General features: G+C 42.4%; 10 protein-coding genes. 4 read left to right on the forward strand and 6 right to left on the reverse strand.

Annotation, left to right across the window (positions count from 1 at the left end):
- Positions 1-39 precede the first annotated feature (39 nt).
- Both N7U62_RS07845 and N7U62_RS07850 read right to left on the reverse strand, forming a co-directional pair.
- Entirely contained in the window at positions 40-1,284 is a 1,245-nt protein-coding gene (locus N7U62_RS07845) for a DUF819 family protein (protein WP_264137378.1), read from the reverse strand.
- A complete protein-coding gene (locus N7U62_RS07850; protein WP_264137379.1) occupies positions 1,277-1,921 on the reverse strand; it encodes an NUDIX hydrolase in 645 nt (214 codons plus the stop codon). Before N7U62_RS07850 ends, N7U62_RS07845 begins: the two co-directional genes overlap by 8 nt.
- A 99-nt stretch (positions 1,922-2,020) precedes the next feature.
- Between N7U62_RS07850 and N7U62_RS07855 the strand changes: the two genes are divergently transcribed.
- The 3 genes from N7U62_RS07855 to N7U62_RS07865 all read left to right on the forward strand — a co-directional run bounded on the left by N7U62_RS07855 (position 2,021) and on the right by N7U62_RS07865 (position 4,988).
- Positions 2,021-2,734, forward strand: a complete 714-nt coding sequence (locus N7U62_RS07855) for a hypothetical protein (RefSeq protein WP_264137380.1) — start codon at positions 2,021-2,023, stop codon at positions 2,732-2,734.
- A 15-nt stretch (positions 2,735-2,749) separates the two neighbouring features.
- On the forward strand, positions 2,750-4,243 hold the full coding sequence (locus N7U62_RS07860; protein ID WP_264137381.1) for an XRE family transcriptional regulator: 1,494 nt from the start codon (positions 2,750-2,752) through the stop codon (positions 4,241-4,243).
- Positions 4,244-4,337: 94 nt separating this feature from the next.
- Complete coding sequence (locus tag N7U62_RS07865) at positions 4,338-4,988, forward strand: hypothetical protein (RefSeq protein WP_264137382.1); 651 nt, start codon at positions 4,338-4,340, stop codon at positions 4,986-4,988.
- A gap of 14 nt (positions 4,989-5,002) precedes the next feature.
- Here N7U62_RS07865 and N7U62_RS07870 read toward each other — a convergent pair whose 3' ends face one another.
- The 3 genes from N7U62_RS07870 to N7U62_RS07880 all read right to left on the reverse strand — a co-directional run bounded on the left by N7U62_RS07870 (position 5,003) and on the right by N7U62_RS07880 (position 7,981).
- Positions 5,003-5,776, reverse strand: a complete 774-nt coding sequence (locus N7U62_RS07870; RefSeq protein WP_264137383.1) for an ABC transporter ATP-binding protein — start codon at positions 5,774-5,776, stop codon at positions 5,003-5,005.
- Positions 5,776-6,792 (reverse strand): FecCD family ABC transporter permease, encoded by a 1,017-nt coding sequence (locus N7U62_RS07875; protein WP_264137384.1) that lies wholly within the window; start codon positions 6,790-6,792, stop codon positions 5,776-5,778. Before N7U62_RS07875 ends, N7U62_RS07870 begins: the two co-directional genes overlap by 1 nt.
- Before the next feature lie 91 nt (positions 6,793-6,883).
- Positions 6,884-7,981, reverse strand: coding sequence for a family 20 glycosylhydrolase (locus tag N7U62_RS07880; protein ID WP_264137385.1), 1,098 nt, complete (start codon positions 7,979-7,981; stop codon positions 6,884-6,886).
- Positions 7,982-8,141: 160 nt separating this feature from the next.
- On the opposite strand from N7U62_RS07880, the gene N7U62_RS07885 reads away from it, so the two are divergent.
- A complete protein-coding gene (locus N7U62_RS07885) occupies positions 8,142-8,513 on the forward strand; it encodes a VOC family protein (protein WP_264137387.1) in 372 nt (123 codons plus the stop codon).
- 38 nt (positions 8,514-8,551) lie between these two features.
- Here the strand turns inward: N7U62_RS07885 and N7U62_RS07890 are convergent, their stop codons facing one another.
- Complete coding sequence (locus tag N7U62_RS07890; protein WP_264137388.1) at positions 8,552-14,155, reverse strand: NIDO-like domain-containing protein; 5,604 nt, start codon at positions 14,153-14,155, stop codon at positions 8,552-8,554.
- Positions 14,156-14,165 lie beyond the last annotated feature (10 nt).

Consider the following 14,165-nt stretch of genomic DNA (forward strand, 5'->3'; position numbering starts at 1 on the left):
TAAATACGACAAAACAAGTTCATTTGGTTTTAGCCAAACTTAGGCTCCAGATACTAACTGCATCAATACTCCGCATAAATATGCCCCGTAAGTCCCCAATGCATAGCCCAACACAGCCAACAACACTCCTACTGGGGCAAGAGAAGGATGAAAGGCAGATGCCACGATCGGAGCACTAGCTGCCCCACCTACATTAGCTTGACTGCCTACAGCCACAAAGAAGAATGGGGCCTTGATCAACTTGGCTACTCCAAGAAGTAAACCCACATGTACCAGCATCCAAACAATGCCTACAAGAAATAAACCAGGAGATTCTACAATGGCTACTACGTTCATTTTCATCCCGATAGTAGCGATCAATACGTACATAAACACACTACCAATTTTGGAAGCGCCGACTCCTTCCAGCTCTCTCAGTTTGGTAAAAGAAAGTCCCAATCCGATGGTAGTCGAGATCACCACCAACCAAAAGAACCCACTAGTCAGACTATACTGAGCCAATCCCGGATAATTTGCTTCAATAGCTGGAGCGATGAAGTCTGATGCAAAATGAGCAGTTGCCGTCACTCCACAGCCAACAGCCAACAGCATCATCAAATCAGCCATTGAAGGGATTTTTGCAATACTGAGCTGATAGTCTTCAATTTTCTTCTTCACTTTTTCAATGGCAGAAGAGTCTGCTCCAAAGATTTTATCGACTTGGTTGGACTTACCTGCACCGATCAGGAGCACAGCCATCCATGCATTGGCTACCAATACATCCACTGTCACCATTTTGGAAAACAGTTCATCATTGACTTCAAAAACTTCTTTCATGGCAGCCTGATTCGCACTGCCTCCTATCCAGCTACCAGCTACGGTTGTCATACCTCTCCAGACATCATGAATATCCCCACCTACAATGTCTGGTGCCACCCAGGCAAAAAACAAAATCGAAATAGGGCCACCTATCACTATACCCACTGTGCCGGTCAAAAACATGATGACCGCCTTTTTGCCCAATTTGTATATTTCTTTAAAATCTGTACTGATCGTCAACAGAACCAAACTGGCCGGCAGCATGTATCTAGAAGCCACAAAGTAAAGTTTGGATTCCTCTCCAGAAATCACACCTAAAGAATTGAAAATGGATGGCAAAAAATAGCACAAGAGTACTGATGGCACATAAGTATAGAACTTCTTCCAAAAAGGATGAGCTGAAGCGCTCGTTTTGAAAACAATCCCAAGCAGGATCATCAATAGTCCAAAGACTACTGCATCGTTGGTGATCATAGGTTCATTCATGGATATATGGTGTTTGTTTAATTACTTCTATTAGTTCGCTTAGGATCATGGCGGTCGCACCCCAGACTACTTTGTCCTGAATATCAAAATAAGGCGCTTTGATTTCTACTCCCTGGTAAGGCCGTATCAATTTGCTTTTCCTCAGATTCTCATCCAGTAGATCGTCTAACCTTACTTCCAGCACCTCATCTACCTCCTTTTCATCTTTGACAAAAACAGGCTTTTCTTTCAAATACCCAATATAGGGTTCGATATTGAAATTGCTAGGTGGGATATAATGTGCACTCAACTGACCTACTACCTTAACCTGTTCACGAGGTATTCCTATCTCCTCTTCAGTTTCTCTCAGGGCTGTCTCCTCCAGATTGTAATCCGTCAACTCAAACTTCCCTCCTGGGAATGAAATCTGTCCACTATGTACTCCTGGATAGATAGGCCTGACCATTAGCGGGAAATGAATTTTACCCTGAGCTTCATAAAATAGAATCAGCACTGCACTCTCTCTGGGAGGCTCTTTGTGCTTAAAATCTCTTTTAATATCAGAAAGTCTGGCAGGAGCCATCTGCATTTGCGCCTCCAAACCGGGCAAACCACTTGCTAGCTCTTTTCTCAACTGACCTACAAATTCCTCTATCAATGGGCTTCAAGATTTTCTGGATCCAAAATGCTTTTTCGCTCAGGCTTCAACAAACATATTAAGATAATTAGTAAATTAGATCGGACAAGCACCAAAAACATGACAGACGAGATTCCCTATTATGTTTATGTCGTTTTTATACTGACAACTCTCGCCACATTTGGCTTTTTATTTTACGGATTCAAAAGAGCAGAAGCGGACAAAAGCAACACTGCGCTATTCATCTCCACCTTCTTAATCGTATGGCTATTTTTCATAGGAATTTTAGCGCTATATGGTTGGTTTGCTGATTTCGATACGCTCCCTCCCAAACTGGCAGTGGTCATTCTTCCACCCAATCTATTTGCAATCCTGATCATCTTCAACAAACGATCGCGTCCCTTCCTGATGCGAATCCCCATCACATCTCTTACTTACTTACATCTGGTAAGAGTACCTGTAGAAATCGTACTATGGTGGTTAGCCCTGGTCAAGTGGTTGCCTTTCCTACTCACCTTCGAGGGAATCAACTACGATATTTTGTCGGGGGTTTCGGCGCCTTTTGTTGCCATATTTATGGTGGGACTAAGAAGCAAGGTCAAATTAGGAGCGATCATTTGGAACATCGCGGCTCTTCTGCTTTTGATCAACATTGTAAGTCACGCTTTCCTTGCTACTCCTCTTCCTTTCCAAAAGTTTGGATTTGATCAGCCCAACATTGCAGTCTTTTATTTCCCCTTTGTTTGGTTGCCAGGATTCATAGTTCCGGCTGTACTTTTTGCACATCTCACATCTTTGCTACAACTTTTCACCCAAAATGATGAAACAAGTTAAAGTCCACCTGCCTATATGCCCTTAGAAAAGCAATACATTAAACTCATATTTGGGATTAAACTGAAGCAATATCGCCTGCGACAAAACCTCTCCCTCCAAAGTCTTTCGGATAAATGTGGCATCTCAGTATCTTATCTCAATGAGATAGAAAAAGGTAAAAAGTATCCCAAAACTGATAAAATCATAGCGCTTGCAGATGCACTTAAAGTGCATCCAGTAGATCTGAAGTCAGAAAACCTGGACAAAACATTAGCTCCTATCACTCAGCTAATCCATTCTGGGATATTATCGGAATTGCCTTTGGATCTTTTTGGATTGGAAGCATCGAGGCTACTAGATCTATTATCCAATGCACCTTCGAAACTCAATGCCTTTATAGGTACTTTGCTGGAAGTCAGCAGAAACTATGATGTAAGGGTTGAAACTTTCTACTTTTCAGTGCTGAGATCCTATCAGGAGATTCACGAAAACTATTTTGAAAGTATAGAAACCGCCGCAGAGGAATTCAGCAACAAAATAAACGCCATCCGCCAAAAACATCTATCAGCGCAACAGTTCGAAGATTACCTTACCGAAGAATACAACTACAATGTAGAATCGAACGATTTTTCTACGCACAGCGCCTTGAAGGACATGAGAACCCTTACGGTTGTCAAAAGAAAGCGTAAGCAACTGATTCTTAACAGCCGATTGAGTACGCGCCAGCGTGCCTTTTATCTGGCCAAAGAAGTAGGTTATAACTACCTGGGCTTCAAAGAACGGAACTACACTATGCCATGGGTAAAAATTGATAGTTTCGATCAGGTGCTTAATGATTTCAAAGCCTCCTATTTCGCTTCTGCAGTTCTAATCAACCGTGTTGACTTCATCAAAGACCTCAAGGTTTTTTTCAACAACGAAACCTGGAACCAAAACATCCTAATCGACACCATGCGCGAATACAATGCCACCCCTGAAATGGTGCTTCAGCGCATGACGAACCTCCTTCCTGCATCCTTCGGGCTAAAGGAATTGTTCTTTTTCAAGTTCAATCACAAACCCGGATCTGACCACTATCAATTGAGTAAAGAGCTACACCTGTCTCGCCAGCATCAGCCTAGGGGCACGGTGCTTCAGGAACACTTCTGTAGAAGATGGGAATTTATCCGTATGCTCAACGATCTGGCTGAAATTCATGAAGACAAACCAGATCAGATCATTGGAGGTGCCCATGTAGCTCAATATCTAGATACCAAAGATGAGTTTCTTCTATTGTCTTTAGCGAAACCCTTCAGCCCCACTCCAGGCATCAACAACAGTCTTTCTCTTGGAATCAGGGTCAATGAAAAAGCCCGAGAAACGATCAAATTCATCAATGATCCAAGAATCAAAACCAAATTAGTACATGACACCTGTGAACGCTGTCCTGCATCCAATTGCAAACAAAGAGTGGCTCCTCCTACAATTTTCGAACGAAGCAAGAAAGAACATGAGCGGGTACAATTGCTAAAGGAATACGGCTTAAAATGAGTGGAGACTAATTAAAAAAAGAGAATGAGATCCATCCATAATAATCCAATGAGAAAGTCATTTTTGAAGTAAATTGCGAACCAATGCAAAACCGATGAAAAAGAAATTTCTTGTACCCTTTCTAATCCTCAGCGGCTTCTATGCCATTCTTTATTTTTGGAACAAAGAAGAAAAAAAGGCTGAGCAGCATCCGACCATTCACGATTCGGCTGCCAAACCGGACGATTATCTGATGGAAGCCATCGATTATGAAGACATGCATCGACACGACAAGAGTGCTTATAGCATAGAGCAAGCGATTCAGGCCATTTGGAAATTAGAGAAAGATGTGGATGATGCCAGTTTTGATCACCTCGAAGAGGCAATAGAAAAACTAGAAGAAGTTCATCGCAAACTGATAAGAGATTCTATTCCTTCTACTGAACTACTCAAGGCCTTTGAATTTGCCTTAGGAAATCTCGCATTCGCCGAATTAGAAGTAGCTGAAAAGTATTCAGAATCGAACCAGTTAAAAGAGGGAAGGTCAGCACTGCGCTACGCCCAACTCCACATCAAAAATGCTTTGATTCTACATTCACCAGATATACCTGAAGATTCGGCACTTTTGGCATCTGAGGTACATCTGTTAGACGAAATGGATAGTTTGCTTTCTCAAGAAGACATGAGTCATGAAGCCTATACTCAGGCCCTAGACAAAATGCTCAAAGAAGTGGACCAGATCATCAGCAATATCGACAAAGATTGATCTTTGGATTTGACTCACTTTTTTTTGCGAATCATGCTTCGGGCTACCGAAAGGTCAATTTCATATTCTTCATGGTGAAAAATCTTTGAAATGGCTCCTTCGTCGATCAACCTTTGCGGAGATCCGCAAACTATGGGTTGATTAAAATCCATCAACCAGAGTTCATCAGCAAATTGCAGGGAAAGATCCAATTCGTGAGTTGAAACCAAAATTGACTTTTGTGTTTGAGTAATGATGTCAGAAAACAGGGCAAACATATCCAGTCGGTTAACTACATCCAGATGAGCCGTCGGTTCGTCCATCAGGATAAATTGTGTATCCTGAGCCAATGCTCTTGCCACCATCGCTTTTTGGAATTGGCCGTCACTTAACTGCCCGAGCTTAGCATTTTCGATGTAGTTGATCTTACAGCGATCGATAGATTCCTGAATTTTCAGGCGATCCTCTTCCTCCTCTTTCCCAATCCAATTGGTATAAGGAAAACGTCCGAGAGCCACCAATTCACGAACACTCATATTGCTCATCCCAATCTTGTCGGTGGTGATCACCCCAATACTGCGAGCGAGATCCCTCCTGTCTATTTGACTGATGGGTTCCATACCAAAAGTCACTTCTCCTGCTATAGGTTCTTTCAAAGCAGCCAGAGTCCTTAGCAAGGTGCTTTTGCCCACTCCATTTTGACCAATCAGACAGACCAGCTTGCCAGGGTTTAATTCCAGATTGACCTCTTTGGCGATTATCTTATGGTCATAGCCGATAGAAAGATTATTGGTACGCAGACTATTCATCAGAAGCTATTTTGAAGGTTCTTTTTCTTTACAATCAAATAGATCACCAGAGGACCTCCCAAAAGCGAGGTGATCGCATTCAAAGGCAAGGCTTGAGGTAAACCTGGCAAACGGGAAATCACATCACAAAAGAGCAGCACTGCAGCTCCAATCAAAGCAGAATAAGGAATCAATTTCTTATGATCTGATGTATTCAATATCATCCGTGCAATGTGCGGTCCTGCCAGGCCTATGAAGGCTATCGGTCCACAATAAGCGGTCACAGTTCCAGCCAGTAAAGCCGTGATAGAAATGATCGCATATTTTGACATCTTGATATTCAAACCGGCATTTCTGGCATAGTTGTTACCGATCAGATAAATATTGAGAGACTTCACCAACGTCAATGACAATACCCATCCCAAAAACAGTAATGGAAGCATCAAAGTCAACTCACTCATCGTGACACTACCCAAGTCTCCAAATGTCCAGATCAGATAAGACTGGATATCCTCCGGATTACTGAAATATTGCATCACGCTTACCACAGCACTAGTCGCACTACTAAACATCAAGCCAATGATTAGCAAGGAAGTGTGATCTGATACATGAGTCGAAAAATAAATAACGACCATAAAGACCAGAAATGATCCCAACACAGCGCCAAAAGTCAAGGATACATTGGCATCCAGCACATAGCCCATCATCCCAAAAACAGAACTACCCAATACGACAACAGCTACCCCTAAACTAGCGCCAGCACTAATCCCAAGCACGTAAGGACCCGCCAATGGATTGCGAAAAAAGGTTTGCATGAAAAGACCACTCAAACTCAGGGAAATACCAGCCGCAAAGGCGGAAAGCGCTCTAGGCAAGCGATATTGGATCAGGATATTTTGCCAAACCAACTGGTCCTCTGCCGGGTCAAACAAAATATTGAACATATCCCCTACCGGTATCCATACAGAACCTACCGCCAAACTAAAAGCGAACAGCAATAAACACAGAAGAGCAAGGAAGCTTACGGATTTCAGCACCAGTTTAAGTTTGATAAACAATGATCAAACAAAGCTAAACCAAAGGAACCGAGCTGCCAATCTATTTTGACAATCCCCTAAAATTTAGAAATCACTCTTGCTCTTTAATATACTTCAACATAGCCTTGAAGCTCGCTGCTTGATCCAGGCTAGATTGGGAACTACCCTCCACTTCATAGTAAGCATCCAAAAATGGTTTGGCAGGACTCCAGATAGTCTGCATCGTACCAAGATATTTTGGACGCATGGTTTCGTTGCTATTCGCTTTGAAGAAGTCCATCATCTCCATATGTGCTAGCGCTACCTCTTCCTTGTTCCAAAAACAGGAAACAACTTGAAGCCCCCGGGATGCAAAAATGGCTGGAGTCGGTTCTGCCACATTGTAATGCCAATCACAAACGACAATATCCTTCGGAACAAGATCGATAGAGGCCTCTGTACCATTTTCACTGGCCTCCCACATACCTAGACCGCTGATCTCACCTTCCAGCATGCGATCTCCCCAAATCCAAAGCTCTCTACCTGACTGAGCCAAATGATCGCGAATTCGTCCCACTTCATCCGCAAAAAGCTGTGCATTATTCTTTCCTGCACATCTTGGACACTTATCGTCACCAATGTAAAACACCTCGTCCATCCCGGCATGAAAAGCTTTGGACTCAAACACTTCGGTCACTTCATCTACCAGAGCAAAAACGACCTCATGTACTTTTGGGTGCAGGGGACAATAGCTTTTGCAGTACAAACCATCCTCATTGGGCCACTTGTATTCCCTGGGCATTGAGACATGAGGAGTTTCATCAAACTCTGGATATTCTGTCAATAGCATTTCCAAATCACCAGCCCAGGATTGATGCCCAAGCAAATTGATCTGAGGGATCAATTGTATGTTCCATTTCTGAGCAGCAGCAACGATCTTCTTTACTTCCTTTTTGCTCAGTGGATTTTCGTTTCTCAGGTTGGGATAGGACTCATATTCATATCCATAATCTACTCGAAGAACCAAAGTATTGATCCCGTTAGGGCCTAACTCCTGATCGATGAATTGAACGAACCTTTCCATATCCTGGGGTTGCGGAGCAGCTATTGCAAATCCATAAACATTACGAACACTATCTTCGATAAGGACTTGTCCAAATGACTGAACCAAAGAGGAGAAAAATAGCAGAGTTGATATTACTAGTTTCATAACGCCAATATAGTATCAAAAACGAATGTCTTTCTTTTCAAATCGCTTAATGCATCCAATATATCGCTAATCAGCAAAATAGACTGACTAAATAAGAGGCCTGTCAATCCCACAGATTTTTGCTATCTTAACATTAACAAACAACAATAACCCCTTTGCAATGAATTTTGATCGAACAGGCATCATCTTGTATGTGATCGACTATGAGGCATGCCTTCAATTTTATGAACAAAAATTAGGTCTTAAAAAGCTTTTCCATACTGAAGCGCTCACGTGTTTCGAATTTGGATCTTCCTATCTCATGATCGAAATGGATGATGAATACCTTGATGACGGCAATGACTCTAGTAGAATCAGAACTTGTCTACGCATGAACGTGCCCAATGTAAAAAAGCTAGCCACTCAATTAGAATCAGAAGGAGTAAGCGTGGACTATCAAGAACACAACTGGGGTACTGTGGCCAAATTTTACGATCCAGATGGAAATCTCTGTGCTTTTAAAGACAGTGCAAAATTTGAAGCACATATGTAAAAACAAAAAAGGGAGCAGCTTAGCTACTCCCTTTTCTATTATTTGATCATTATTCTTTCCTGACTCAAACGTTCCTCTCCTTGGAAAATCTCCAAAAAGTAGAGTCCTGATTCCACTCCAAGCACACCTAGCTTGACACTGTTTTCGTCTGTCGGGTTTACATCCCAGGATTTCACTATTACCCCACCCATATCAATGAGCCTGAACTCCAATTGATCATCAATTTCTATTGGGAAGTTAACCGTAAAGAAATCAATGGCCGGGTTGGGATACAACTTGAGCAATTCCTCGTTGATCACCAGAATCAGTGATTGGTTCACCTCGTGATACCCATCCGATACAGTGACAGTAACCGTATCGTTACCTACTTGCAGTCCCTTGATCAACAGTTGCATATTCTCAGAGATCACGAAATGTACAAAGTCCGAAGAATCAATGGCTACCGTCAAGTCCTGACCATCCACATCCTCAAAATAGTCCCCCAACATCAATGATGGCTGGAAACTATCCCCTATGGTCAGATAATAACTGGCAAATGGATTAGACACTACAGGTCTATGATTCATCATCAATGGAATGGCGACTTCTCCAGTCCCCCCTTTACCATCGGAAGCATGGACCATCACCTGAGATTCACCCGTGCTTTCACCCCATATGATCAACTGAGTCCCTTCTACCTCGAAACCAGAATGCTCGTTGAGCTGTGTCACCTCATAGGATAGATCATCCGCGTCTGCGTCGCTAAAGAAGCTAGTCAAATCCAATCTCAATGTATCCTCCTCAATTGCCAATAATTGCTGCTCAAAACTTCTATCCACCACAACCGGGCTATTGATTGTCAAGTTCAGCACTTGCGACACTTCATGGTTCCCATCAGATACAGTTACCATCAGTTCGACCTGCCCTGCTTGCAGTCCTTTGATAGACACCATCAGATCATCCGATACCTGTATAGCAGCCATTTCTGTTGCTTCAATATCTACTGACAAGGCATCTACATCTTCGAAGTGATCCATTATCTCAAAAGCAGTCACAAAATCATGGCCCAGAGTTACTATCTGATTCTCTAGAGCTGTAGTAACAATCGGTCTATCGTTCAGCAACAGGGGAATCTGCACCTCAGCTTCTGATCCATTGCCGTCGGTAGCTCGCACTACTACCTGATCTTCACCAGCAGTCTCACCCCAGATGGCAAGGTTGGATTCCAATAACTCGAATCCTGCCAGGCCGTTTGCTGTGCTAACCACATAACTCAACTCATCCAGATCCGGATCACTAAAGAAGGTAGACAGATCATACCTTAGTGTATCTTCCTCTATCGCCAATACTTGCAGCTCAAAGGCTTGCTCCACAATCAAGTCCTGATTGAATACCTCTAGCGTCACTGGTAGGGTCAGACTATCATAGTATGGATCATTGCTAGTAAGTACCAGATAGCTTTCGTAAGTACCTACCTCTAAATCAGTGGTATTGACTTGAATCACCGACTGTCTAGTTGAATCTGGCGCAAGACTTGTACTGTCTCGCTCCAAACTGATCCATGATACAGTCTCATCTCCCAATCTAAAATCATACACCACCGTGTCCGATCCCATACTGTAGAAGTTAATCGCCTGGTCGATTGTCACACCTCTTACTCCTTCGAATACCAATTGCATTTGATCCATCTCCAGATGCGTTTCTGATCGCTGACCAGCCCCAGAAAGTGTCACTGCTATCAATTCATTGTTCGGATCATTGGTGCGCCACTTGGATTTAAATTCATAAGTATCAGCCTCCTCTGGGATAAAATAGAAACCAATGCGCTTCGATGAACCAACATCTATTCTCACCGAATCCTGGGTAGAATCCTGAAGCACAAATCCATTGCCCAACTCTTCCAGGTTCAAAATCAATACTTCCATTCCATCATTCCATACTGTCCATTCGGCAGACAAGGTGTCGTACAGAGTAGTCATACCAAAGTTGATGATTTTGTCATAATCTCCAACAGCAGGATCGTTACCAGACACCAACAACTCTACCGGTATCTCTACCTGCGGATGACTATAATCATTGCTGGTAATGGTCACCTCTGATCTATAGGTTCCATTCATCAATCCCTTAGAATTGAAGCCTGCTATTACTTCCAGACTTTGACCTGGGGCCAGAACTGTATCTCTCACATTCAAGGAAAGACCATAACTATTACCAACCATCGGGAAGGCTATACTTGATACCTGATCATTAGGCATGTTGGTAGCTAACTGACCTATTACCTCTGTGGCACCTGTTTCTTCATTCACTATTCTCAATTGCCCTCCATATGAAGAAGAATAGGAAGCCATAAAAATCGCATCATTAGACAGATCATAGGCCATATCTTGCCCATAATTGGCATTAAATCCAATATCTCCTATATAAGTCCCTGCACCAGTAGACACATCGATAGATAAAAATTCATTATCCAGTGTGTATGCATAGATTTCCGATTCATTGTTAATTGCTAGACCAATGACCCAGTCAAAGCCGATCAACCCAATATGATCAGTTTCAAAACTATATTGGTCTATTTTAAATAAACTTGTCAATGTAACCCCATATAGCTCGCCAGTTTTTGGATCAGTAGCCAAGCCTGTCCAATCTGAGTCTCCTTCTAGAGTGGCTATCCTAAGACTTGTCTGATCATTAAAATCATATAAAAACAGTTCACCACCAGATCCAAGTAAAAGCAACTCGGTACTGCTACCATAAAGGTATTCAGCCCCTAAATAGAAGGGACCAGACCATATACTTTTTTCAATCGATAATTCCTCAGGAGAACCCAATTCACCGTATCCTAAATATGTATCAAAACCAGCCGATAGTGTTCCATAAAACACCCCATCATATAAAGGTTCTTCTAAAATCCGTGCACTATTATCTGAATGACTATTTTCCAATGTTTCATCCTGAGGAGCTCTCCATTTCATACTTCCGTCATTGGTCGTCAACACAGTCTCATCAAACTCTTCAACTACTATGGGTTGGTAATTCGATTCGAATTCGAAACGTTTCTTTCTTAAACTCAAATACAATGAATCCGTACCCACATTAGAAATTTCAAAGGCCTGTTCGGAACTATCATTCACCACCAGGTGCTCTTTCAACTCCCTAACATTGATAGAAATTGAAGCCGCTGAGCTTTTGCCAGTTCCTATGGCAGTAAAACTCATCTCTGTTGACTCGAGTGCATTACTGTAAGCTACTATTTGTGCAGTATCTGTCTCGACCCTTGTTGGTCGATAGAGGACTCTAACATTCCCAGAAGTCGAATTGTGATAAATCCAATCTTGAACTGGAACAAATCTTTCAGAAATGGCTCCACTTAACTGTTGCTCAGTATATACCTCCAAATACATTTCTTCCTGAGCAAAACCCCAGTCGATCGAAAGCCCCCATTCAATAGTCGTATTAATACTGATCACAGAATCATTAGGCGTATAAAAATTGATATCCTGGACGACCTTGGTCCCATCTTGATTCCTTGTTACCAGTTTGATTTCTAAAGGATCAACAATACCAGTAATTTCTCCATTTAGGTAACGCGTAATATTTTCATATTCCAGATTGGCCTGGACACCATCTTCATCAATCAGCACCTGATATCGAGGCATCATCACCGCAAACTGATCACTGGAACTTTTGATCGAATCGATTTTCAGCACACCTACATTATCATTCCTGTAGAAGTTTCTTGCAAAATCATATTGATCGATATAAGTAGTATCCATTAATAGGGTATCCTTTTCCGCTGCAATATTCGCAGGCCCCTCAACCCATGAATGAATAAACACCTGACTAGTAGGATTAATCGTATCATTACTAGCGACCAACAATTGATCCATGTGATAACCACCCAGATCGTCTAGTGGATGGTAAAGAAATGGAACCTCCAATGAATCTCCCGCTGCAATACTTCCTGAACTGAATGCTGGTAAAATCCTGAGTTCAGGATGCAAGATCTCTACTGCCAATCCATCTGTGATGTATTCTGTATTGAAAGCCACCTGCAGTCCTTTGCTGCCAGTCAAATCTTCTATTCCCAGGGTAGCATCATTAATCTTACCAGTCATCTCCTTATAGTAGAAAAAGATATCCCCAGATGAGAGAATTTTAATTTGGAAGGTAAACACACCGCTTTCTTCATAATCCGGTACCTCGCTGTATTGAACAATCAGCTGATCATCATTCAACACATAATGAATTTGTCCACCAAGACCCGGGTTCAGGTCTTTCCAAAACGCAGCAATAATTCCATTAGGTGCCGAACCCGAAGGCAACTGAGTATTGATCGGGTTACCCGCTTTTTCGTCAAAGGAGAGCAAACCATTGGCGCTAATGTAGACTTCCTTCTTCATGATTCCATAGATAGGAAACTCGAAAGGCAGCTCTATTCGATGCATTCCATCGTCTGCCAATGTCAGCGATTCTCCCGCCGTGGATATATCGTTCCATATATAGGACGGACCTTCCTCTTCCTCACTGTCAACGAAAATATAACCATAACTATCCTCTCCAATACCGTCGAGAGCTGGCCCACCGATTCGGTTATCAGTTTCCAACTTTGATGGAACTTGTTCATTATCCATTCGAACCACCGGAGCGATAGGTTCAGACAATCCTTGCAAATGGAATGCACTGAATTCGAAATCCAAATCTGCCTCACTATCATTATGCAACATAAAAATCCCATTGGTTTCCCCTTGATATGCTACCTCTACATCAACTAATTCTGGGGTAATCCTTATAATTCCAGGCGACTTAATTTCTGCTCTTAAAACTACCTCGATGGCTTCCTGCTCATCTGTAAGATTATGAATGAGGACTTTCTCGTGCAGCTCTCCAACTTCCTTTACCATCAGACTTAACTGATGGAGCCTGGTACTGTTACTTCCTATCAAAAGGGTGTCATACAAGCCATCCATAATCACACCTAGCGTATCTCCAGTGATGACATATTGGGCAGAACCATTCCCTTGATTTAAAAGGTTAAACGATTTGGCCAGCTCACTTCCTACAGTGATCTCGCCAAAATCCAATGTATCTGCTGCTATCAAATCCGATGTAGCATCTACAAAAATTTCTAAGAATGTATCGGGAAAAGCTTGTCTACTGTCTCCACCAAAAGCTGTAATACGGGCCGTCTGCCAGCCTTCTTCCTCCAGGACGGTAGAATAATCGACCGTTATGGTATGAGGACTGCCTGGTTCCAATAAATCACTTTCATATGATGATAAAGTAACCCAGTCGACTTCAGTCCCTTTGAGCCCCCCCGCCACATAGTTCAGCGCATTGCTGATAATGTTCATACCATCCGTACTGCTGTCCCACAAGCCCCACGAATAATCACTTGAAACTGGGTTGAAACCTAACTGGACCAATTTAAAATTATCAGTTTCCTTCACCATAATTAAAGGAGAACCATCAGACCAGGATGCCACCAATTCTACTCCTTCCTGAAGATCATCGGCAGTAGCATCTGTTCTGTACGAGTAATAACCTCCACTAAAAGTGTTGACTCCATTCATGAGTGGGTGAGCAGGTAAATGCACTTCTCCGAGCCCTATTTCATCATATGGCATAATCATATTGATATCCGAATTGTTAAATACGGAATACATAGGATCGCTA

Origin of the sequence: Reichenbachiella ulvae (assembly GCF_025833875.1) — a bacterium.
GTDB classification, from domain to species: Bacteria; Bacteroidota; Bacteroidia; order Cytophagales; family Cyclobacteriaceae; genus Reichenbachiella; species Reichenbachiella ulvae.

Coding starts and splice junctions, on each gene's coding strand:
- N7U62_RS07865 (WP_264137382.1), top strand. CDS start 4,338: ATGAAAAAGAAATTTCTTGTACCCTTTCTAATCCTCAGCGGCTTCTAT.
- N7U62_RS07860 (WP_264137381.1), top strand. CDS start 2,750: ATGCCCTTAGAAAAGCAATACATTAAACTCATATTTGGGATTAAACTG.
- N7U62_RS07855 (WP_264137380.1), top strand. CDS start 2,021: ATGACAGACGAGATTCCCTATTATGTTTATGTCGTTTTTATACTGACA.
- N7U62_RS07880 (WP_264137385.1), bottom strand. CDS start 7,981: ATGAAACTAGTAATATCAACTCTGCTATTTTTCTCCTCTTTGGTTCAG.
- N7U62_RS07890 (WP_264137388.1), bottom strand. CDS start 14,155: ATGTATTCCGTATTTAACAATTCGGATATCAATATGATTATGCCATAT.
- N7U62_RS07885 (WP_264137387.1), top strand. CDS start 8,142: ATGAATTTTGATCGAACAGGCATCATCTTGTATGTGATCGACTATGAG.
- N7U62_RS07845 (WP_264137378.1), bottom strand. CDS start 1,284: ATGAATGAACCTATGATCACCAACGATGCAGTAGTCTTTGGACTATTG.
- N7U62_RS07870 (WP_264137383.1), bottom strand. CDS start 5,776: ATGAATAGTCTGCGTACCAATAATCTTTCTATCGGCTATGACCATAAG.